Origin of the sequence: Sphingobacterium sp. Lzh-3 (genome assembly GCF_046764375.1) — a bacterium.
Lineage (GTDB): Bacteria > Bacteroidota > Bacteroidia > Sphingobacteriales > Sphingobacteriaceae > Sphingobacterium.
This window is the reverse complement of the sequence record NZ_CP177226.1, coordinates 5,464,448-5,488,416: the sequence shown is the minus strand read 5'-3', so window position 1 is coordinate 5,488,416 and position 23,969 is coordinate 5,464,448. Positions and strand designations below refer to the sequence as shown.

The 23,969-nt window shown below is 38.9% G+C and carries 19 protein-coding genes; 15 read left to right on the top strand and 4 right to left on the bottom strand.

What is annotated here, in order from left to right; genetic code table 11:
* The first annotated feature begins 3 nt into the window (after nucleotides 1–3).
* From ACLCDV_RS23185 to ACLCDV_RS23125, 13 genes are all read left to right on the top strand, one after another.
* Complete coding sequence (locus tag ACLCDV_RS23185) at nucleotides 4–531, top strand: RNA polymerase sigma-70 factor (RefSeq protein WP_317669439.1); 528 nt, start codon at nucleotides 4–6, stop codon at nucleotides 529–531.
* A 46-nt stretch (nucleotides 532–577) separates the two neighbouring features.
* A complete protein-coding gene (locus ACLCDV_RS23180) occupies nucleotides 578–1,729 on the top strand; it encodes a FecR domain-containing protein (RefSeq protein ID WP_411972345.1) in 1,152 nt (383 codons plus the stop codon).
* Nucleotides 1,730–1,987: 258 nt separating this feature from the next.
* Entirely contained in the window at nucleotides 1,988–5,566 is a 3,579-nt protein-coding gene (locus ACLCDV_RS23175; protein WP_411972344.1) for a SusC/RagA family TonB-linked outer membrane protein, read from the top strand.
* A gap of 3 nt (nucleotides 5,567–5,569) precedes the next feature.
* A complete protein-coding gene (locus ACLCDV_RS23170; protein WP_341831222.1) occupies nucleotides 5,570–7,183 on the top strand; it encodes a RagB/SusD family nutrient uptake outer membrane protein in 1,614 nt (537 codons plus the stop codon).
* Nucleotides 7,170–8,084 carry a putative zinc-binding metallopeptidase gene (locus ACLCDV_RS23165; protein ID WP_313185170.1) on the top strand — a complete coding sequence of 305 codons (915 nt, stop codon included), beginning with the start codon at nucleotides 7,170–7,172 and terminating at the stop codon, nucleotides 8,082–8,084. The genes ACLCDV_RS23170 and ACLCDV_RS23165 overlap by 14 nt, the downstream gene beginning before the upstream one ends.
* Before the next feature lie 6 nt (nucleotides 8,085–8,090).
* A complete protein-coding gene (locus ACLCDV_RS23160; RefSeq protein WP_341831223.1) occupies nucleotides 8,091–8,954 on the top strand; it encodes a DUF4302 domain-containing protein in 864 nt (287 codons plus the stop codon).
* A 193-nt stretch (nucleotides 8,955–9,147) separates the two neighbouring features.
* Entirely contained in the window at nucleotides 9,148–9,810 is a 663-nt protein-coding gene (locus tag ACLCDV_RS23155) for a hypothetical protein (protein WP_317669444.1), read from the top strand.
* A gap of 477 nt (nucleotides 9,811–10,287) precedes the next feature.
* Entirely contained in the window at nucleotides 10,288–10,818 is a 531-nt protein-coding gene (locus ACLCDV_RS23150) for a hypothetical protein (RefSeq protein WP_411972343.1), read from the top strand.
* A 42-nt stretch (nucleotides 10,819–10,860) separates the two neighbouring features.
* The gene (locus ACLCDV_RS23145) at nucleotides 10,861–11,865 is read left to right on the top strand and encodes a hypothetical protein (protein WP_411972342.1); all 1,005 of its coding nucleotides are present in this window, start codon (nucleotides 10,861–10,863) and stop codon (nucleotides 11,863–11,865) included.
* Nucleotides 11,866–12,549: 684 nt separating this feature from the next.
* Nucleotides 12,550–13,332 (top strand): hypothetical protein, encoded by a 783-nt coding sequence (locus tag ACLCDV_RS23140; RefSeq protein WP_411972341.1) that lies wholly within the window; start codon nucleotides 12,550–12,552, stop codon nucleotides 13,330–13,332.
* A gap of 231 nt (nucleotides 13,333–13,563) precedes the next feature.
* The gene (locus tag ACLCDV_RS23135; RefSeq protein WP_309365857.1) at nucleotides 13,564–13,995 is read left to right on the top strand and encodes a nuclear transport factor 2 family protein; all 432 of its coding nucleotides are present in this window, start codon (nucleotides 13,564–13,566) and stop codon (nucleotides 13,993–13,995) included.
* Nucleotides 13,996–14,262: 267 nt separating this feature from the next.
* Nucleotides 14,263–15,246 carry an energy transducer TonB gene (locus ACLCDV_RS23130; RefSeq protein WP_411972340.1) on the top strand — a complete coding sequence of 328 codons (984 nt, stop codon included), beginning with the start codon at nucleotides 14,263–14,265 and terminating at the stop codon, nucleotides 15,244–15,246.
* 258 nt (nucleotides 15,247–15,504) lie between these two features.
* Nucleotides 15,505–16,497 (top strand): energy transducer TonB, encoded by a 993-nt coding sequence (locus ACLCDV_RS23125; protein ID WP_411972339.1) that lies wholly within the window; start codon nucleotides 15,505–15,507, stop codon nucleotides 16,495–16,497.
* Nucleotides 16,498–16,649: 152 nt separating this feature from the next.
* On the opposite strand, the gene acs is transcribed toward ACLCDV_RS23125, so the two are convergent.
* Entirely contained in the window at nucleotides 16,650–18,566 is a 1,917-nt protein-coding gene (acs, locus tag ACLCDV_RS23120; RefSeq protein ID WP_286752645.1) for an acetate--CoA ligase, read from the bottom strand.
* A gap of 185 nt (nucleotides 18,567–18,751) precedes the next feature.
* Here acs and ACLCDV_RS23115 point away from each other — a divergent pair, with 185 nt between their 5' ends.
* Nucleotides 18,752–19,630 (top strand): hypothetical protein, encoded by an 879-nt coding sequence (locus tag ACLCDV_RS23115; RefSeq protein ID WP_411972338.1) that lies wholly within the window; start codon nucleotides 18,752–18,754, stop codon nucleotides 19,628–19,630.
* Nucleotides 19,631–19,742: 112 nt separating this feature from the next.
* Here ACLCDV_RS23115 and ACLCDV_RS23110 read toward each other — a convergent pair whose 3' ends face one another.
* Genes ACLCDV_RS23110 through rsmA form a run of 3 tightly spaced genes read right to left on the bottom strand, consistent with a single transcriptional unit; the run spans nucleotide 19,743 to nucleotide 22,702 of the window.
* Complete coding sequence (locus ACLCDV_RS23110; RefSeq protein WP_411972337.1) at nucleotides 19,743–20,675, bottom strand: NAD(P)-dependent oxidoreductase; 933 nt, start codon at nucleotides 20,673–20,675, stop codon at nucleotides 19,743–19,745.
* A 60-nt stretch (nucleotides 20,676–20,735) separates the two neighbouring features.
* A complete protein-coding gene (locus tag ACLCDV_RS23105) occupies nucleotides 20,736–21,920 on the bottom strand; it encodes an FAD-dependent monooxygenase (RefSeq protein ID WP_411972336.1) in 1,185 nt (394 codons plus the stop codon).
* Between the two features lie 2 nt (nucleotides 21,921–21,922).
* Entirely contained in the window at nucleotides 21,923–22,702 is a 780-nt protein-coding gene (gene rsmA / locus ACLCDV_RS23100) for a 16S rRNA (adenine(1518)-N(6)/adenine(1519)-N(6))-dimethyltransferase RsmA (RefSeq protein WP_070560762.1), read from the bottom strand.
* Between the two features lie 161 nt (nucleotides 22,703–22,863).
* Here rsmA and pdxA point away from each other — a divergent pair, with 161 nt between their 5' ends.
* Nucleotides 22,864–23,919, top strand: coding sequence for a 4-hydroxythreonine-4-phosphate dehydrogenase PdxA (gene pdxA, locus ACLCDV_RS23095; RefSeq protein WP_411972335.1), 1,056 nt, complete (start codon nucleotides 22,864–22,866; stop codon nucleotides 23,917–23,919).
* The last annotated feature ends 50 nt before the right edge of the window (nucleotides 23,920–23,969 follow it).

The window sequence follows — 23,969 nt, the reverse complement described above, 5'->3', positions numbered from 1 at the left end:
ACGATGCAGAAGGAAGAAGTATTATTTAAAACACACTATAACGGATTGTGCCACTTTGCTTGGAAAATTGTTGGTGATTTAGCTGTGGCTGAAGACCTAGTTCAAGATTCATTTGTCGCTTATTTTAAAAACACCGAGCAGGTCAGCGACAATGAGATTGCCGTTAAAAATTACTTGTATAGTTCGGTTCGTTTCGCCTGTTATAATCATATTCGCCACGAAAAAGTACAACAAAGATATTGGAATGTCGTCGGTTTTACAGAAGAGGATAATATAGCCCTTGAATTGAATATGATTCATAGTGAGGCCATTCAGGAAATTTACAAAATTATCGAACAGATGCCGACCTCTTGTCAACAGGTCTTTCGCCTGGGCTATTTAGATGGTTTGTCTAATCTTGAAATAACCCAGGAATTGAAAATTAGCATCAATACCGTAAAAACCCAAAAACAGCGCGGTATGAAAATGCTTTTAAAACGACTAAATCCTGAGTTTTTACCCCTTATTATATTTTTGTTAAAAAATATTTAAATTCTTGTCACCCCTTTTCCTGCCTTAAGTTTCTTTACTGTACAATATGGAAGAAAACTCAGGGCATATCTCTCAGCTGCTTCAAAAATTTTTATTTGGTCAATTGACCGAAATAGAACAAAAACAATTTGAAGAGTGGCTACAAGCTAGTGACCAAAACAGACGGCTTTTAGAATCATTTCGAAAAGCAAAGAATATTGAACAAGATTTAGCTGTTGTTAAGCAATTGGATGCAAATAGAGCTTGGGAAAAGCTTAACAGCAAGAATGATAGATCTAATTATAAGTGGTTTATCAGTATTGCCGCATCGTTACTTCTATTGGCCACTTTTTTCTATCTATGGCAGAGCAGTTATTTGAAGACAGATGAAGATGCTGTACATAATCTAACTTTGAATTTGGAGCAGGATGTCGAGCCGGCACAGAGTGGGGCTATTTTACAGTTGTCCAATGGTGAAAAAGTTGTGCTTAATAACAAGACGTCCAAAACCTACCATACAAACAAGACATTTGTTGGAAATGGCGCGGAATTAATCGTTAAAAACGATAAAAGCCAGCAAATATCTCGTCTGAACTCGCTCATAGTGCCACGTGCAAGTTATTATAAAATCACTTTGAGTGATGGTACCAAAGTTTGGGTTAATGCACAGTCGAAATTAAATTTTCCGGCGCAATTTTCAGCAGATGAAAGAAGGGTGAGTTTAGAGGGAGAGGCCTATTTTGAAGTGGCACATGATGCTAAAAAGCCTTTTTACGTTGATTCAAAAGCTGGAGAAATCAAGGTTTTGGGGACGCATTTCAATGTATTCGCCTACCACGATGATATCCGAGCAACGCTAGTTGAAGGTAAAGTAGAGGTGCGACAAAAGGAAAATAAATTAGAATTGAATCCAGGTGAATTTGCTTCCCTTTCGAAAAATAATTTGATAAAGGGGAATGCTGATATTCAGCAGGATTTAGCTTGGCATAACAATGAATTTTACTTTAAAAAGGAAACGATTGTAAATATTGCTCATCAACTGTCCCGATGGTACGATCTGGATGTGAAATTTAGGGGCAATGTGCAACTCAGCAAAGAATATAGCGGTAGTATACAGCGCGATGTAAAACTTTCTCAAGTGTTGGAGATGTTATCGTATGTCAGTGACCTTCGATTTGAGGTTCACGGTAAGGAATTGATTATTGAGAACAAAAGCTAACTTATTTTAAAACATAAAACTAATTCAGCAAGGCTTATGATATAATATTACTATCCAATCATTAAAGTGCCCCAAAAAAAGAGAACAGGAATGTTGGCGCATCCCTGTTCAGAAATGTGATCAAAGGGCTCATAACTTAAAAGTGAACTATTAATTACCTAATTAACCACAAAATGTAAATGTATGAATAACTTACCATTTAGCAAAGCCTGGTCCTTGTTACCCCAAGATCATAGGTTTTGCAAACCCTTACGTATTATGAAAATTAGTACATGCCTTTTATTCGCATTTGTAACCGGTGTTCATGCTAAAGGAACAGCCCAAAAAGTTACCTTGAAAATGAGGAATGCACGGATTGAGGAAGCGCTTTCTGCGATTTCTAAACAATCCAACTTGCGTGTTCTCTATAGCGAAAACTTAAACGCTAAATCTCGTGTTACAGTCAATCTAAAAAATGCGTCTGTAGAAGAGGCATTAAACTCGATTTTAAGAGATAAAAATATCGAGTACAAAATTATTGCAAATACAATTTCTGTCAATAGTAATGGAAAGAATGACGTAGTTGTCGAGGGGACACAACAGTCGATCGCTGGAACAGTTAAAAATGCTGAGGGGAATCCGTTGGCCGGTGCTACAATCACGGTCAAGGGAACTTCCATTTCCACGCAAACCGATGCAAACGGACATTTTAAGATAAATGCTGGAGGAAATGCGGTATTGGTTGTCCGATATGTGGGTTATAGCAATCTTGAAGTTAGTGTCAATAATAGAAGTTCCATCGCGATCGTATTGGATTCTAACCAAAATCAAATCGACGAAGTTGTTGTAACAGGACTTGGAGCTAAAATAGACAAAAGAACATTTACAGGGGCTACATCTAAGGTCGATATGAAAGATATTGAACTTGGTGGACTTCCTGATCCATCAAGAGCTTTGGAAGGCCGTGTTGCTGGGGTTTCGGTTCAAAATACGACAGGTACTTTTGGTACAGCTCCAAAAATTAGAGTCCGTGGTGCAACGTCAATTTATGGTAGTTCAAAACCGCTTTGGGTAATTGATGGGATTATCATAGAAGATGTGTCAAACGTCTCTTCAGATGATCTGTCTTCGGGAGATGCATTGACCCTAATCAGTTCTGCTGTCGCCGGCTTAAATGCCAATGATATTGAGTCATTTACTGTACTGAAAGATGGTTCTGCGACTTCAATATATGGTGCTAGGGCTATGGGAGGTGTTATTGTTATTACAACAAAGAAAGGAAAAGCTGGTCGGAACTCCGCCAATTATGTGGGTGAGTTTACTTCAAGAGCGATTCCTTCTTATAATAATTTCAATATCATGAATTCTCAGGAGCAGATGGCATTTAATCAAGTTCTTGAACAAAGGGGATGGTTGACAATGGCAGATGTGGCAAGTAGATCCGAATCGGGTGTCTATGGGAAAATGTATGAATTAATCAAGGCAGGTCAATTAGAAAATACACAAGAAGCGAGAAACGCTTATTTAAGGAAAGCAGAATACCGAAATACAGATTGGTTTAAACAATTGTTCAGCCGGACAATCATGCAGAACCACTCAGTCAGTCTTTCATCAGGTACAGAAAGAGCACAATATTATACATCCATTAGTGGTGTTTTTGATAATGGCTGGGCGCGTAAATCAGATGTGAAACGCTATACAGGGATGTTTAATGCTTCCTATGATTTATTTGATAATCTTAAATTAGATTTGCGAACAAATGGATCCTATCGTGATCAGCGGGCTCCAGGTACATTAGGTTCTTCTGTAGATCGAGTTTCCATGGAAATTAAACGGGATTTCGACATTAACCCTTATAGTTATGCATTAAATACTTCACGGACACTTGACCCTAATGAATTCTATACACGGAATTATGCACCATTTAATATCCTGCATGAATTGGATAACAATTACATGGATATAAATGCTGCCGATATTAAATTTCAAGGAGAATTGCGATGGAAGCCGATCAAGGCATTGGAATTGGGGTTATTGGCCGCTACAAGATATCAGCAAACATCGCAACAGCACTATATTAAAGATCAGTCAAATCAGGCATTAGCTTATCGTTGGATGCCTACTACGTTTATTCGTGATGCGAATCCTTTCTTATATACTGATCCGAGTGATCCTTATGCAGTGCCAGTTTCTGTCTTACCATATGGCGGTATCTATAATCGTACAGACAATAAGATGTTGACAAAGGATTTCCGTTTTACAGCAGCTTTCGACAAAACTTTTAAAGAGATCCATAAGATATACGCATTTGCCGGTGCTGAAACGAATTCTGTGGATCGAAATCAGAACTGGTTTAGAGGTTGGGGTTTGCAATATGATTTAGGGGAAATTCCATTTATAGATTATAAGCTGTTTAAGAAAAGCCAGGAAGAAAATGCTGATTATTATTCTATTGATAGAAGAAAAAATGGTGATATAGCTCCTGCTCGTAACAGACAAGTAGCATTTTATGGAACCGCAAATTATACGTTTGACAACCGATATACTATTAATGGTACATTACGCTACGAAGGGACCAACCGTTTAGGTCGTACAACCTCTGCACGTTGGATGCCTACATGGAACGTTTCAGGAATGTGGAATGTCATGGAAGAAGATTTCTTTAAAAAATTGAATACGCCATTTTCGAATTTAAGTTTTAAGGGGTCTTATAGCTTAACGGCAGATAGAGGGCCGGATTTCGTTACCAATTCGAAGATTATTATTCAAAGTTATAACCCATGGCGTCCTAATACCGCAGATAAAGAAACAGGTCTTAATATTTCTGATTTAGAAAATTCGGAACTTACCTATGAAAAGAAACATGAGTTAAATATAGGTACTTCCATTGGTTTATTTAAGAACAAGATCGCATTGGATGTTGATTACTATAAACGTAAGAACTTCGACTTAATCGGTATTGTCAATACACAGGGACTTGGTGGCGAGATTTCAAAGTACGGGAATGTTGCCAATATGGAATCTCATGGATTGGAATTTAGTCTTTCCGCAACAATATTGAAAAAGCAAGATTTTTCGTGGGTTTCTAGCTTTATTTACACCAAAGCGAAAAACAAGATTACGGCTTTGGAAAACAATAGTCGAGTTGCAGACTTAATTGCTGCTGGCGGATATGGACGGGTTGGTTATCCCGTAAGACCGCTATTTTCCATTCCATTTAATAGACTTCTTCCGAATGGTCTGCCCGTCTACAATTACATCGATGGAGCAGAGACAACAACGGGGGTTTATTTTCAGGAACGCAAGCAAATTGACTGGTTGAAGTATGAGGGGCCAACTGAACCGACCGATATGGGAAGTTTTGGGAACGTATTTTCATATAAGAATTTTAAGCTCAATGTATTTATCACCTATTCTTTTGGAAATGTAGTTCGATTGGATCCAGCATACAAAACAGGTTATTCCGACTTAAATGCTACACCAAGGGAATTTTGGGATGCCTGGACTGTTCCTGGAGAGGAAGCATTTACGAATATTCCTGTGATTTTGGATAGACGTTTTATCCGAAACAATAGTCAATACGATTATGCTTATAATGCCTACAATTATTCAACGGAAACTGTTGCAAAAGGTGATTTTATTCGTTTGAAGGACATTTCCTTGTCTTATGAGCTGCCAAAATATTTTGTGCAATCTCTTAAGATGAGTAATCTTGGTGTACGGTTCAATGTGATCAATCCTTGGTTAATTTATGCGGATAAGCGCCTTAATGGGCAAGATCCAGAATTTGTTAATTCAGGAGGTGTGGCATTACCAATTGCGAAACAATATACATTAACCTTAAAAATGGGATTCTAGCATATGAAAAAGAGATTATCATATATATTAATTGCAGCGGGAATAATAGCGACAAGCTTTTCTTCCTGTAAGAAATATTTGGATGAATTGCCCGATAATAGGGCTGAACTAAATACAACAGACAAAATTGGGAAAATGCTCGTTGGGGCTTATCCAGAGAATGCTTATGTTATGGTAGCTGAGTTATCTTCTGACAATGTGGATGATGTTGGGCCAGTTTACTTAAACTACGCACGCTTCATAGAACAAATATACAAATGGCAAGATATTACTGAAACGAGTAATGATGGAATCGATCGTATTTGGGGAGCGTGTTATGGAGCGATTGCTAATGCAAATGCTGCATTGCAAGCTATTGATGAACAGGGGAATCCAGCGAGCTTAAAAGCACAGCGTGGTGAAGCGTTGTTGGCACGGGCTTATAACCATTGGATTCTTGTAAATATGTTTGCACAGAATTATTCGAAAAAGTATTCAACAACAGATTTGGGTGTTACTTATATGACGAAAGGAGAAACTACCCTAAATCCAAAATATGAACGTAATACTGTTCAGGAAGTTTACGATTTTATTAAAAAGGATATAGAAGAAGGTTTACCATTAATCAATGACGCTTCTTACGCCAACTCTAGTGTTGCAAAATATCACTTTAACCGAGCGGCAGCTTATACCTTTGCATCGCGTGTTGCATTATTTATGGAAGATTGGACAAAGGCAGTGGAGTATTCCACCGAAGCGTTAGGAAACAATCCAACAGCGACTTTACGTGATTATGCAACGATTGCCTCTTTTTCTGCTGCGATCAATAATACAACGAGAGAGTATAATGCGAGCTCAGTGAAAGCTAATTTCTTAGTAGCTACGGCTTATTCGGCGATGGGGACAACTTTTGGGGGGTATTCAACCAACAACAGAATCAGTCACGGTGGATCTATTGCAATGACGGAGACAGCGTTTGCTGCTCAGCCTTTTGGGAAAGCTACGACATCAACGGATTATAGAATTCGTGCATTTTCCTATACGAGTACGACGGCAAATAAAGTGATTTTTCCACATGTTGCCTACATTTTTGAGTATACTGATCAAGTTGCGGGAATTGGATTTTCACGAGGAGTCTATACGCCGATCACGTCGGAAGAAGCTTTATTGAATAGGGCGGAAGCAAATATTCATCTTAAGAATTATGCGGCAGCCATTACTGATATGCAAATCCATATTAATAACAATACCATTAGCAAGCCTGGGACAATAAGTGAAGCTTCGATTAACAATTGGGCGAATTCATTTACATATTTTACTCCTACAGCTCCAACACCGAAAAAGAAATTGAACCCAGATTTTCAGATTGAAAGCGGTACACAGGAAAATATGATCCATGCAGTATTATCGCTTAAACGCCTTCAGTTTCTTCATACTGGCTTAAGATGGTTCGATGTAAAACGTTATGGCATTGAAATAACCAGAAGGGTCGCTCCTGCGGTCAACAATGGAACGATGACTTTTACGGTTACCGATAATACGCTATCGATCCGAGATCCTCGTCGTGCAATTCAATTACCTCAAGATGTAGTAAGTGCAGGTTTAACACCAAATCCTAGATCAAATGAAATTAAGTAATAAACTATTTATGTTATTAGCTTCATGCGGAGTGTTGTTTTCTGCATGTAACAAAGAGGATAAATTAAATCCCAATAGTGTTTTTGTAGATTCAACAATACCAAAGAACGCTTTGGACAATTACCTCTATAAAAACTATATTCTACCCTACAATGTCGAGATACTGTACAAGTACGTCGATAAAGAATCTGATATGAGCTATCGATTGGTACCTGCACCTTTTGAATCTTCTATAAGATTGTCCAAGCTTATGCTTTATCTTGTTATGGAGCCATATTCAGAAGTGACTGGAGGGAAGGAGTTCCTTAAAAACAACTTTCCAAAATTAATTACGTTTACTGGTTCAGCTCCAATTCAAACAAACGGTGTCATGATTTTGGGAACAGCAGAATCAGGTACAAAAGTATCTTTGTATAATTTGTTGGAATTAAATGAAACCAATGGTAAAAACCCGGCTTTTCTGACGGGCCGATTTTTCAAAACAGTTCACCATGAGTTTCAACATATTCTAAATCAGAATAAGCCTTATCCAAGTAATTTTAAGGAGATCACAGGTACTAGTTACGTGGAGGATGACTGGAATGCGAAATATCCTGCCAATGCTACAGGTATAGGAGCCGCGATCGCAGCAGGCTTTATCTCACCGTATGCTTCTAAGGCCGATACTGAGGATTTTGCTGAACTGTATTCGTTCTATGTTACGCGGAGTCAAGCTGATTTTGATGCCATGCTGAATGTTGAAAATTCTACGGCAGCGGGAAGGGCTTTGATCCTTTCAAAATTAGCAATTGTGAAAAACTATATGAAATCTGAGTGGGGAATTGATATGGATCTCTTAAGAGCCAATATTCTTGCTCGTTATCCTAATCTTAGCACATTTGATCAAACAACTTTAAATTAAGAAAAAATGAAATTTAAACTATTTATTTTAGGAATAACCATTTTGTCTTTGGGCGCAAGTTGTGAGAAGAAGATGGATCGTATTTTTGAAGACAGTCCGAGTGACCGTCTAAACGCGAGCGTGGCTAATGTATATTCTACTTTACAAGCGAATAAAGATGGCTGGATAATCAAGTATTTTCCAAGCAGCGGATTAGAATTTGGAGGATATACCTTATTTGCCAAATTTAATAATACCACTGACGTTAGCATTGAAGGTGATTTTACAACACTTGCTGCACAGGTAAGTACTTATACTGTCGCACCTGGTGCTGGCGCAATTTTGACCTTCGATACCTATAATCGCATATTTCATTATTTTGCATTGCCTGCAGTCTTTAATAGAGAGCCTGCATATCAATTACCCGGTTTCCTTACAGCATCAATTGGTGCGAGTAACGAGGGGATGAAAGGTGAAAATGATTTCTTGGTAACAAAGGCATCAGCTGATTCCATTGTCATGGAAGGTAGAAAATCGTACAATAAGGTTGTGATGGTCCCGATTAAATCTTCAGAGGCTTCTACAATTATAGCGACCTACCGCGCTGCGCTTACAAAATTCCATGCATTTTCAAATTACAAATTTGAAGTTGGGACAGAATCCTTCGCAGCAACATTTTCAACCGCAGCAACGAAACGAGCATTATTGATTGCAGGTAATACTAAACCATATGCTTATCGTTATACGCCTACTGGACTTGAATTTTATACGGAATATGACGTAAATGGAGTGAAGTTTAGAGAATTGAAGTATGTAGAACCAACAGGAGCGTATACCAAAGGTTATTTTACCAACGATGCAGGAACGATCAAGTTAGTCCCACAAAGTTAAAAAGCAATTTTCTCCCTGCGAAATCAGGGAGAAAGTTTCATATGTTTATTTAGTGGCCCTTTCAGAATATTTTTTGGAGGGGCTTTTTTGCAAATATTTTTTTCCATGTAATGGATCTATTGATTTAGTTGTCATAATGATGTAGGCCTTTGCCATAGTTAGTTTAATTGATATAAACCAAAGTGTAAATTTTATGAAGTATTTTTTTAGTGCCCTTTTACTTGTTTTTGCAGCTCAGTTATTTGCGCAACAAAAAACCAATCAGACGAAACATCTGCCATTTGAGACGATCTATTTTGCCGGTGTTCAATTTAACAACGCCAGCAATCTGAATAGGATTTTGAAAGAATATGATTCCGGAAAGGTGCCTGGGTTTGGTTGGAATGCAGGCGCCGGACTGGCATACAGGACGAAACAAACCCTTATTGGCGTGAATTTTAGCCTGTCGACAAGCAGTAAAAACGACAATACGATGAACACAGGAGATTTTACGGTTTATGTATCTACCAATGCGATACGTACAGGCAGATTGATCTTTAGTCCGCAGCTGGGAGTCGGTACGCAGTCTACTACTTTTACGGTTCAAAAGAAAAATCTGAATGGAGAATTTAGAGACTTTTTGACCACGCAGTCCAACCAAACTAAAATGGAGCATGATGCTGCTATTGTCGATTTAAGTGTTACGTTGAAAACATCCAATTCCGAACGAACGAGCTTTCGCCCCGAATGTAGAATAGGTTATAAATCTTCTATTACACAGAATGAATGGAAAGTAGTGAATGCTGCCGTTGCAAATGGTCCGAAGGACAGACTGGGACATTTTTATGTTCAGTTAGCTTGGGGTATTGGACGATAATAATGCGATATCAAGGTTTATAGTGCTCCAAAATATCGACATTCTTTAATTGATTTCTTTTTAGTTTTATTAATTTTCTTGATATTAAGCTACCTCAGGTGTAATTTTTTATTATATTTTTATTAATTTTATTTAAGTTTCTTTAACCAAATTACTAGTGATCATGTCATATGCCGTTTATGGAAATTTTTAAAACACACCGCAAGTTATTTTTTCTTTACTGCCTTATTATGCTAGTGATTATATTAAGTCAGCAACTTATAGACGTTCACTTTCGGGGTGAAGCAGTGGAATTCACTGCGGATAGAATAATTAGAGTAGTTGTGTATCTAATTGTTGGAGCATGGATACTTACATTTGTGGAAATAAAGACTAAAAAGCTTAAGTAAATTAAAGAATCTCTAATTATCTGATCTGACTGCAAGAAGTTACATTTAGGGAAATGTAGAAAAGCCGCTTATTAAGCTAAAATAAGTTATGAAAAGATTATTGTTTATTATTCCCTTTGTTGTTTTCTTTCTAGAATGTAAGAAAGAAAAAGACGATGCTAATCCTTTCTTAGGAGAATGGGAAATCAAGACCATCTATACAAGGTATACCGACCCGGTTGCTGGACTAAAAGAGGAAACAACGGACGTGAAAACATTTTTGGCAAAGAATGGCTATTCCCCATCGACCTATAAAGGACTGCTGTTTTATGCTGTTGATAGTGCCGCATTGATAACATCGGAGATATTCGCGCTGCCCAACGATGATGGGCACCTATATGAGGATCCGGACAAACCTGATAGCGAAAGCAAAACGGCCGATAGGATAAGAGCGAGCTATAAGGTCGATGGCAATACCATCACTCTTCAATTGGAACCATTACCATTCTCACAGAAGTTAACTTATCGTTATGCTTTTGTAAATGGTTTTCTTGAACTTACTGTAAAAGATCTAGAAAGTGAGCTGGAAGGAAGGCCTGTGATCCATAAAGAAGTATGGACATTGCAGAAAAGCAAATAATGCGATAACTTAGCGTAACCTATTTTCTGAAATTTATTTACCATGAAACGGATTATTTTCCTCCTATTCATTATTCTTATAAATAAAGTTGCCGTGCAAGCGCAGCCAAAGACGAGACCATTTCAATTTAAGAAACCAAATCAAGTAGTTGAACATGCGAAGTTTGGTAAAATAAGCCTATACGACGCAAGGGAGATAAAAGATAATCTGGGTGTCATACAAGTAGGTATGATGAACGCAAACCGGTTGTTGGTGGCGGAGCCATCATTGGAAAAACAGTTACAGAGCCAATTGGAACAAATAACCGGTCGTAAAGGCAATGGTGAATTGCTGATTCGGTTGGAAAAATTCTGCATAGCGGAATTGACGGGAGCTTTTTCTGAAAAGGGATTTTTGGATTTTAGAGCAATCTTATTCTCAAAAGAGGCTAATGGAGAATATTTACAGCTAGCCCGAGCTGATACAGCTATCGTTGTTAAAGGGATGGATGTAACCAAAGCGACTTTGGCACGTGCCAGCGATGTTGTCAATAACCTGATCTTTGATGCATTAACCAAAAACGGTGATACCACAAAGAGCTATAGTCTCAGTGAAATCGAACATTACGACGATATTCAAAAGAAACAATTGGCACTTTATAACACGGAAACATATAAAGATGGGTTATATCTGACCTACGAAGAATTTGCCCTTCAAACACCATCAGGAGGGCAGGCCCAATTAAGAGAGGGCGATTTAAACTTAGGCTTCTTTAAGGAGAATGAAAAAGGGAAACTGAAAAAGGTAAACCCGAAAGATTATTATGCAGTAGTGCATGCTGGTAATCCTTTTATTTCAAGTCAGGATCAGTTTTATGCTTTAATCAAGGAAGATGATGATTTTATTTTTGTGGGCCCCGTTGTGGAAACTGCATCTGCAACCAATGTTGTTGTAGCTTCGGTGTTGCTAGGTGCAATAGGAGGTGTGTTGGTAGCAGGCCCTGAAACAAATTACTATACGCAGAAACTCGACTATGCAAATGGTAGCTTTATTCGAATGCTGAATTAAAGATAATATGTATCTCTTATTTACATCGTAAAAAACTTTTGGTCGAATCTAGTATATCGTCTTATATTTTGTGTAAAATTTGATGCGTTCGCAGTTTTCCATAATTTGTTAATAACATTGTGGAAAACGTTGTTACTCCAGAGTTGTGAAACAGGTTCTTTGTTGCTGAAATGTATTGACGCTATAAATTATTTATTCTTTATTTATTAAATAATCATGTATATTAAATGCAATATATTAACCCTTGACTAATGAAAACCAAATTTATACTTGTTTTAATATTGTCCTTCATCGTCTGCTTCTCCATAGCAGCTGCTGTATACTATTTCTTGGATGAGAAATCGTCTATTCCCGATTCCTTGTTCGTGGCGTCTATATCAAGCTCTATCGTGATTACATTATTCTCAAAGTTTAACACAGCCGCTCGACGTAAATAATTATATTTTCTTGGCACCAACTCCATACCAACTAGTGGTCAACTCCGTACTGTAACCGCCTTGTGTGCACAGTGAGTCCACGTTGAGTCCACCTTTTAAGGGTGCCTTCACTGTACAGACATCCTGTTTGCATCTTGCTTGCAATTAGAAGGTGGTTAGAAGTTGGTTATATCTAATCCCAAAAAAGGTATCACTAAATTTTCAAATTTATAATTGCTATTTGCTGCAGTTTTCGAAATCCTTAAAAATGAACAAGATACTTGACATAGGGTCGTTTTGGTGGTATATTTATTGTATGGGAATAAATGATAATGGCTATATCCGTGGACTGGTTGGCCCACTGGTAAGCAGAAAGGTAGGAACAAAGAACTACATTCAAGGTAAACCACATCGTGTAAAACAAAACGTCGACACGAAGAAAGCTGGTAAAGATTTTGGACAGGCAAGTCGCGCGGGCGCTGCAATTAGGCAGGCTTTTAGATTAGTGCATCAGGAACTGCATGATGGACAAATGGGCAATCGCTTGAATAGACAGATTTATAGGGCAATGAAGACAAATATCGATGACGATAGGGGAACACTGTGCCTAAACAACTGTAGGCTCGATAGATTGGTGAATTTTCAATTCAACGAAAATTTCCATATGCAGGATGCGCTGAATATCGATCCAACGGTTAGCCTAACCGAGGAGAATCAGATCGAAATCTCATTTCCGATATTTGACATTAACCGAGCATTAATGCTACCCAAAGATTGTAATGCTATCGCCTTTAAATTCCATACTTTTTCTTTCAATTTCAAAGAAAGGGAATTTATAGAAGTAAAGGATGAAGAATGGGAGATCGATATCGTCTATGGACAGGATTCAACTCCGGCCAAGACGATCAGCATCCCATGCAACGAATTTGTTGGTACACCCATCCTGGTTGGATTTACGATCATATATCTTCATAAAAATGGCCGACGCTGCAATGTGCTCAATGAAGTTGATTGTACGCCTGCAACCATTCTAGCTGCTTTCCAGTTATAAAAGTGATCTTAATCTTTTCCTATATTTTTTCCTATCGGAGCGGATATCCATTTACCGCTCCTTTACCTCCATTTACCGACTTTTTTATTCCGTTGATCTAAATGTAATAAAATGGAATGCTGGGTTGTCTTACTTTTGAATCAGAATCTTAAAGGAAATGATGCAACAAAATCAATATCCTTGCGACAATAAGAAAAGAGACAAAAAAACTAACACTATAAATAAAGTATTATGAAAACTTTAGTAAAGACATTCGCAGCAGCAGCATTGATTACGGTATCAACTTTCGCAATGGCAGCAGCTGACCCGGGTAAAGCATTAAACCTCTCCACAGCTGATTTGGCGATCGATAGCTACGTGTCGGTTATGACAGAAGGTGCATCTCAGGGCGTAGAAAAATTATTCGCATCCGAATTCAACCAAAAAATTCAAGGCAAAGTTGCGCGTACCAATAGCCGTTCGGAAGTTATCTCTTTCCTGAAAAAGCAAAAAGGCGAAAAGTTAAACTGCAGCACAAATACAGAAGTTCTTGAGGAATCTGAAAACTATATGGTCGCACGTATCACCATGAAGTTTGATGATTTCACCAAAACAGATTTAGTGACGTTGGTTAATGAGTCAGGAAGCTGGAAGGTTGCAAGCTCTGTAAACTCCTATAAATAGAAACTGTTTAATTAAATTCATATGTTTATTTTAGCCACGTCGGGATGATGTGGCTTTTTTTGTTTCACCATCTCTTAGCGAATCTGAAATGGCTTTACTACTTCAATGAGTAACGTTTTTAAGTTATCAACAGAGTTATTAACATTGTGTTGATAACCTGGTTTCCTCAATTGCAGCGATAGTTGTAATAAGTAATAATTAATTAACCTGTTTATTTCTTGTTTGCCTGCTCCATTTGTTATTATTGCAATACTATTAACAAATTTTATGAAATCCAACTTGTATTTAGCGGCAAAGCTGATTTGTTATTTGCTATTCAATCTATTTATATTTAATGCGAGTGCTCAGATTGAGCGAACAGCATACTATACAAAGGCAGGGCGAGAAACCAAACTAAAGGATTCAGCCTATTTTTCCAGAACCATAGTTCATATGACAGATCAGCCTATGTCATACTTTAAGATCGTAGAGCATTATTTACCGAATAATACCATTAAGCTAAATGGAACAGTGCAGGATACAGGTATTATTTTAAAATTCTTTGGGAAGCTGGAGGAGTTTTATTTTAATGGTGAAAAGCGAAGTCTAGAAAATTTTAATTCAGAAAATGTACGTGTTGATTCAGCATTTTACTGGTATCCGAATGGGAAGTTAAAAACAATTTCACATTACCCATTTAACGATAAAATAAAGGGTGGTGTCGCATATTATATCGCACATTACGATTCGTTAGGCAATAAGACTCTTGAAAATGGAAACGGTTTTATTCGTATTGAGTATGATCATGACGATTACCTACAGGGAGAAATGGAAAATTACCGTCGTGAAGGTAAATGGGAGGGTATACTGTCTAAGCTGCCAATTACCGAGGTCTTTGCGCGAGGCAAGCTGCTCTTTGGTGTCAAAACCAAAGAAAATGGAACGACCATTAGCTATGATTCAACGACCTATTGGGTTGATCCCGTTTACCCAAGAGGAATGCCAAAATTGATGAACTTTGTTTCTAGACATTATAAATGGCCTAAAGAAGCTAAGCGAAATAATGTTAAGGGGGTATTGGAAATTAGTTTTGTTGTGAATAAGGAAGGATATTTAGAAGATATTGTTGTGAAAAAAGACTTGGGCTTTGGTACGGGCGAGGAGGGTATTCGTGTGTTAAAAATGGCCGAAAGATGGAAACCGGGAATACTGCGTGGAGAGCCTATCGGTGTAATGTTTACGATACCAATTCGGTTAGATGCCAATCCTTGATTGGTGGTCTGTTCAAAAAGACTGATTGTGTTTTTGGCGTGTAGTTGTTCTTCTGTTCCTATGGTGAAGGCTAAAATGAAGTTCTGTGAATAAATGAAGCCCTCAATTTTGGTGACAAGTTGGGTTATTAACAATCTTATTAACATCATGTGGAAAACTTGGTTTTGCAGCATGATGTTGGCCATCAATAGAAATAAGTATTATTTAATCGATTAATTTTTTATTTAACCAGGATATTTGTTATTATTATCAATTATTATGAAGTATTATTTACATTTTTGGGTCTCAACCGTCTGTTTTTTGTTATTCAATTTTTTCTTATCAAACCTTTATGCTCAGGTTTCTTTTACAAGTTATCATAAGAAAGATGGCGATGAAACAAAACAAGCGGATTCGGCCTATTATATGCGGACAATTCATGTTGATGCATCGGGAAAGGATAAAGTTTATCGTGTAGAGGAGTTTTACACGCGCAATGATTCGATCAAACTCAGTGGCATCAGTACAAATGCGCTTTATCCGTTTAAATTTCGCGGGCGAAAGTACGAATTTTATGAACAGGGAACGTTAAAAAGCTTAGAAAACTACAGCGACGAAAGTGCTCTTATAGATTCTGCTTTTTATCTGTATCCAGGGAATAAATTGGAGAAGATTGTTTTTTATCCCAGTAGTCCCGATAAAAAAGGAAAACTGAAAATAGAAGATCCCATCTATGTTGTATACTATGATTCTCTTAACAACAAAACCTTGGAAAATGGGAACGGATTTATTCGGCTAAATTATGGGTGGAGTTATGAAGAGGGACAAATGAAAAACAATTTGCGCGAAGGTGAATGGAAAGGAAAGATGGGAAAGGACAGCTTTGTTGAAACGTACTCGAATAATCAATTGGTGTCAGGGACTAAAACAAAGGTTGACGGAAAGGTTTTTAAATATGATTCGTCTAACTTTATGAGTCCGCCTGATTACCCCGGTGGAATTTCTAGACTGATGGGCTTTATAGCGAGCAATTATGTCTACCCAAAGGAGGCGATTAGCAATCAGGTGTCTGGTGTGGTCATGATAGCGTTTGTGATAGACAAAGATGGTAACATAAAAGATCCGGTAGTAAGGAAAGATTTAGGTTTTGGAACAGGGGAGGAAGGAATCCGTGTTATAAAAAAAGCAGGCAAATGGAAGCCCGGAATACAACGTGGAGAGAAACTAAATGTGAAGTATTCGCTCCCAATCCGCTTGAACACATCGCGATAGAACTGTTTGGATAGCATTAAATAAAGATATATTAAATATAATCTCTCGCATATTTGAAATGAAATTCTAGCGGGATAGTGGTAAAATACCTAAAAAGGGCTTTCCAAAAAAAAATGGAAAGCCCTTTTTAGATATAAAATATTTAAGATAGACTATTTTCTCAAAGCCGCTGCTCCTTTGATGATACCCTCTACAACAGCAGGATCCTGAAGTGTCGAAGTATCTCCTACATTGGCGATATCGTCTTCGGCAATCTTGCGTAAGATACGACGCATGATCTTTCCAGAACGTGTTTTTGGTAGGTCATCGACAAACTGGATAATGTCTGGTTTAGCAATTGGACCGATAATACGTGAAACGGTTTCCATGATATCCTTTTTGGTAGCTTCTGCATCGGTGTGGTGATTCGCAATGACATAAGCATAAATACCCTGGCCTTTTACTGGGTGCGGGTATCCGACAATGGCAGACTCCACAACATCAGCGTGCATATTGATGGCATTTTCTACCTCTGCTGTACCAATACGGTGGCCCGAAACATTCAGTACATCATCTACACGGCCTGTGATTTTATAATAACCCTCCGGACTACGGAAACATCCGTCGCCTGTAAAATACATATCCTTATATGTCGAGAAATAGGTTTGACGGCAACGGTCATGATCTCCCCATGTCGTACGAAGCATGCCTGGCCAAGGGAACTTGATACATAGGTTTCCTGTGACGTCATTGCCTTCAATTTCTTTTCCATTCTCATCCATCAAAGCGGGTTGAATGCCCGGCATCGGGAACATCGCATAACTTGCTTTTTCTGGTGTTACTCCCGCCAATGAAGTGATCAAGTGGCCTCCATTCTCTGTCTGCCAATAGGTATCAACAATAGGGCAATTCTTTTTACCAACTTTTTCGTTAAACCAGTTCCAGGCTTCTTCGTTGATTGGCTCGCCTACTGACCCCAAAACACGTAAAGAAGACAGATCATTTTTATCGACAAATTCGTCACCAAAGGCCATCAATGAACGTAAGGCAGTAGGGGATGTATAGATAATATTGACCTTGAACTTATCAACAATGTCCCAATAACGGCTGGCATCCGGGAAGGTTGGAATACCCTCAAACATTAAAGAAGTAGCTCCTTGTGATAATGGCCCGTAGACGATATAACTGTGTCCTGTAATCCAGCCGATATCTGCTGTACAGAAAAATACGTCGTTTGGCTTATATTGGAACGTATTCATAAAGGTATAACCTGTATACACCATATAACCGCCACAGGTATGTACTACACCTTTAGGCTTACCTGTGGATCCTGATGTATAAAGGATGAATAAATTGTCCTCAGCATCCATCTCCTCGGCTGGACATGCTGGATTTCCTTGTGTCTCTACTTTTTTGATCTCATCTTCCCACCATACATCGCGTCCTTTGATCATTGATACCGGTGTACGCGTACGTGTTAAGACAATTACCTTTTCAACGGTGTCACATTGCATCAAAGCATCATCTACGATATTTTTTAGACCGATGGTTTTATTGCCACGGTAACTGCCATCAGAAGTAACGATCAGTTTGCATTCGGCATCTACGATACGATCCGCGATAGAACGTGCTGAAAAACCTCCAAATACCACCGAGTGGATGGCACCGATACGTGCACAGGCCAATACTGCAATAACCAATTCAGGAACCATTGGTAAGTAAATACATACCCGGTCTCCTTTTTTGATGTTATTATTTTTAAGTACGTTGGCAAATTGCTCTACCTTTTGTAGTAATTGTTTATAGGAAAGAATGCGGTGCGCTTCATTGGGATCGTTAGGTTCCCAAATGATGGCTGGTTTATCACCATTTGCATAAATATGGCGATCAAGACAGTTTTCAGTAATATTTAATTTTGCACCCTCAAACCATTTGACATTGGGTTCCTCAAAGTTCCAGTTTAGCACTTTATTCCATTTTCTCTTCCAGAAAAAATGATCTGCAATGCTCGCCCAAAACTCCTCAGGTTGTTCTACACTTCGCTTATATTCACTTTGATATTCTTCAAATGATTTTATTTGTAGGCTCATCGTTATTAGGATTATTATGAATTATTTTAATTTATATTGTTATCGTTGCGAAATTGTTTTTGATATTTCGATTTCGGTGTACAATTTAGCGGTTTTTGCCCATTTTATCAAAAAATTGATGTTTAATATAATGTTAAACTACTTTTATCTATCAAGATTGTTATCTTGCATCAAGATTTACCGAGATGTCTTTTCTAAGAAAGCTGTTCTATATTACAATCTATACAAATCTTCTGATCGCCATGGCGGCCATGGCACAATGTGCGTTGACTTATATCATATTTGAACGGTCGATCAATTGGTATATCGTTTTAGTGGAAGGGACAGCGACTTTGTTGCTTTATAATTTTAGCCTGTGGTGGTCCAAACCGAAGAACCCAAAAGAATCAAAATTCCCCCGGACGCGCTGGATCTTTAATCATGAATGGGTCATGTGGTTAAACAATGGTATCGCTTTGCTTGTGCTCGGTTATTGCTTATGGTATATTCATGTGTACTCCTTTTTGTTTTTGGGATTTATTGGAATCCTGAGTCTGTTGTACGGAATGCCCCTGTTTACCTTCCGTGACCGCAAAGTGGGCCTTCGACAGATACCCGGGGCCAAGATTTTTCATATTGCCCTGGTCTGGGTCTGCAGCAGTGTGGTGCTTCCCTATGTGGAACTGGCCAACGTCGGTGTCAAAATAGATCAGTGGGTTTTTATTGCGCTCTGCGGATTGAAGTTCGTATTTTTGGTTATCTGTACACTGCCTTTTGATATTCGGGATATCCAACAGGATTCCTATTATCACCTGCGGACTTTGCCCAATATGCTGGGCGAACAAAAAGCTAAAAATCTAACTTATGGACTGTTGGGTCTTCATTGTGTTTTGATCTTGACGGTACCTTATACGGTGCCTATTAAAATTGGATTGATTCTGACCAACGTGCTCATATTTGCATTGCTAAAATTGGCTGTTTTCAAAACAAAAGATCATTATCACTATGCTTATCTACTTGACGGTAGCTTGGTGCTTCAGTTTCTGATTGTTCTTGTTATCGGTATGTTTAGCGCCGGAACCTGATTTTTTATACACTTCAAGAGCAATAGGTGACTTTAACCTCCTAAGCGGGTATGAATAGAAGGTGCTTACTTGCTAGATTGATTGGAGATTTAACAAATAGCTCGTTGTAAAATTAAGATGCCAGAAAGGCGATGATCTTATCGGCAGCCACTTCCGATAATTTATAATAACTTTCGAATGTCCATCCGGCAACATGTGGAGATAAGATCACATTGTCTCTGCGGATAAGATCTGCATACCAGTTCTGTTCAGCCAGTTTTGGAAACTTTTCTACAGGCAATACATCAAATGCTGCTCCCAGAATGGAGCCTGAATCAAGACCATTTAATACTGCGGGTACTTGTACAATACCACCTCGTGCCCCTAGTAAAAAGAAAATAGGTTTTTCAAATTTAGCCAGATAATCCACATCGATCATCCCCTTTGTTTCATCCGTTAAGGGAATATGGAAACTGATCACATCGGCTTCTTTGCAGATTTTTTCCATGTCGGCTGCGGCGGCATATTGATCCGCGTAGTCGATTCGGTATTTATCATAGGCAAGCACCTGTACATCAAAACCGGATAGTTTTTTTGCCATGGCCATACCATTGTGGCCATAGCCGATCAAGCCTACAGTACGTCCCTTAAGTTCGTAGCCACGATTGGCTTCACGCAACCATTGGCCAGATCGTATTTGTTGGTCACCCCGATTCAGATTGTTCATTAGACTGAGCAACATACCGATCATATGCTCACCTACAGCATCCCGATTGCCTTCATTGGCCGGAATTAACAGCACGTCTCTTTGCGCAGCAACTGTATCGTCGATATTGTCCATACCTGCACCGGCACGAGCGATAAAGCGGAGGTTTGGCGCCAGGTCAAAAAAAGCTTTATCTACCTGAAATTTGGAACGGATAACCATACCGGAGTAATTGCTGATAATTTTTTCAGCCGCTTCCCGACTGATATCCGGTTGATAATGGAACGCGATTCCTGCCTGTTCAAATTTCTCAAGCATGATTTCATGAATGTCGTCGACGATCAAAATGGTAGTTTTCATTCAATTATTTTTTTTATGTGGGACTGATCAGTGAATACTGTTGTGGTGTAGTACGATGATTTAGATCCCAGCGTCATGATTATGGTTGATCTGCATAAAATCTACAGATAATAATTTGTTCAACTGTTGTTGTTTCATGCGATTAGGCATTATTTTCATGCCAAAATTTCTCATTTTTATCAGGAATGAATTTTCCCATTGTGCGATTTTTCCTATCCTCCAGGAAGTATTACAGATATAATTTACCCGATCCAATCTTCTTTTTTCGAATCGTTGGAAAGCCAAATTAACGGAACCTGCGGTCTGGAGTTCATCCACGAGAACAGCAACATCTTCAATAGCCTGACAGGCTCCCTGACCCAGGTTGGGAGTCGTCGCATGCCCGGCGTCACCCAATAATAGAATATTGTCAAAAGCAAGTTGTTGAAGTGGTTCGATGTCAATGATGTCATTTGCAATTAGCTCGCTATCCTTTGTTTCCGAAAGAATCGTTGGAATAGGGGCATGATAATCTTTAAAATTTTCGAAGAGCTCTTTTGTTTTCCAATTTTTTAAGACCGGATTTTGTGCCTCAGTATTGATGCATGCGTACCAGTAGATGCGGTTATTGACAAGTGGGGTCATCCCAAAGCGTCCTTTGCTGCCCCAGGTTTCTGTGCCTTTTTCAAGTTTTATGCTGCTGTTGTCTATGGTGGCCCGCCAGCAGGTATAGCCTGAATACCGGGGTGCCGAGGCCGGTATAAGTTGTTGTCGTAATGCTGAGTGTACGCCATCGGCAATCAAAAGGGCTTGGCCGTGTACATGGCTCCCGTCTGCGAAATAAACTTGAATATCTTCTCCCTCCCGTTCAAAGGAAACGGCACGTTTGCCGAGGTGAACTTGTCCATTTGGGATTTTGGATAAAAGAAACTGATGCAGATCTGCCCGATGGATAGCGAAATTGTCCTGTTGATATTTTTGACTGATTGACCTGGTGTCAGGTTCAACAAGAATATTTCCCTTTTGATCCAAGACATTATACGATGCAAGGTAATGCCCTATCGGAACGATTTCATCTTTCAATCCGAGATGTTCCAAAGCTTGCATGGCGTTGGCCGCGAGCCCGAATCCAGCACCTATGCCCTTGAGTTCAATGGCGCTTTCATAGACATGTGCTTCAATACCTACTTTTGCAAGCCCAATTGCAGCACATAATCCCGCGATACCTCCGCCGACGATAATAAATGTGCTGTCCGTCGAATGCATAATTAAAGACTATTTGCTATTTCGTTTGTTAAACCAACAAAATCATCCACGGTCAGTCGCTCCGCGCGTAGCTCGTACAATGGATTGTCGGACATTTTATCTTTGGGAACAACGCCAGAAAGTGAGTTACGGAGGGTTTTACGGCGTTGATTGAAGCCCGCTTTGACAACACGCCAAAATAGTTTCTCATCACAATTCAATTGTTCACGGTCATTGCGCGTCATGCGGATAACGCCCGACAATACTTTTGGCGGTGGATTAAAAGCTCCTGCTTTTACAGTAAAAAGGTATTCTACTTTATAATAGGCCTGTAAAAAGACACTCAAGATACCGTATTCCTTGCTGCCCGCCTTAGCTGTACAACGTTCGGCCACTTCTTTCTGGAACATCCCCGTCATTTGAACCACACGTTGGCGTTCATCCAAAATTTTAAAGAGAATCTGGGAGGAGATGTTGTAAGGGAAATTGCCAATAACAGCCATTTTCTCACCAAAATACTGTGAAAAGTCAAGGTTCAGGAAATCACCGTGGATCAATCGCTTACCCAATTGGGGATATTTATCGTCCAAATAAGCAATGGATTCGTCATCCACATCGATCAAATAGGTTTCATATTCTTCTTTTTGCAGGAGAAAATCTGAAAGTACACCCATTCCCGGTCCTACTTCAAGCACTTGGCTAAAACCCAATTTAGGATCCAGTGCTTCCACAATCTTTTGTGCAGCATTTTTATCGTTCAAGAAATGCTGTCCTAAATGTTTTTTTGCTCTTACTGTGCTCATGTTGCAAAAGTAATGAAAATTAAAAACTAAAAGTCAGAAATTAGAAGTCCGAAGTAAAAAGCTTAAAGTTAAAAAAGAGCAAGGAGCAAAGAACAAGGATAAAGGACAATACCCAATACTAAAAAAAAATCCCTATTTTTGAATCAAAGCATTTAAACAGAATGAGCGATAAATTAAAAATCGGAATTACCGTAGGCGATATTAACGGCATTGGACTTGAAGTCATCATTAAATCTTTGGTAGATCAGCGGATGTGCGATTTCTTTACGCCGGTGGTTTACGGAAATACAAAGGTTGCTTCTTTTCACCGTAAAGCGATCGGTGTAAATGATTTTAGTTTTAACGTGATCAATGATGCTGAGCAGGCGCATTCCAAAAGAGCAAATATGATCAATTGCTGGCAGGAAGACGTCAAGATTTCGTTGGGTGAAGAAAACGAAATTGGCGGTAAATATGCTTTCCTTTCGTTGGAGAAAGCTGTTGAAGACCTGAAAGCCGGCAAGATTGATGCTTTAGTGACTGCCCCAATTAATAAGCATAATATTCAACAGGAGGGATTTCAATTTCCGGGCCATACGGAATACCTGCAGTCCAAAGTGGGGGCCGATGATGTATTGATGTTTATGGTATGTGATGAATTGCGTATTGGTGTGGTAACAGGTCATATTCCACTGCATGAGGTTGCGGCTAATATTACGGAAGAGGCTATCCTTAAAAAGCTAGCGCTGATGAATGAATCCCTGAAGAAAGATTTTTGGGTTGAAAAACCTAAAATTGCTGTCTTAGGACTAAATCCACATGCTGGTGATCATGGTATTATTGGTACGGAAGATGACCAGATCATTAGACCTACAGTAGAAAAAGCAAACGAACAGGGAATCTTCTGTTTTGGCCCTTATCCGGCCGATGGATTCTTTGCTAAAGGCGCATACGAGAAATTTGATGCGGTACTGGCAATGTACCACGACCAAGGATTAATTCCTTTTAAGCATATTGCCAAAGGTGCCGGTGTCAACTTTACCGCTGGTCTTCCTATCGTACGAACTTCGCCAGATCATGGTACAGGTTATGATATTTCGGGAAAAAATCTAGCTTCTGAAAGTTCTTTTGTCGAGGCGATTTTCTCAGCTTTGCATATTGTGAAACACCGCCGTGAACAAGCGGAATTACTTAAAAATCCACTTGCTTTCCGTAAGTTATCCAAAGATAGGGATTAGGGAAAAAAATTGTTACTTTTGCAAACTGTTTGGTTTTTACCTGCTGTTTT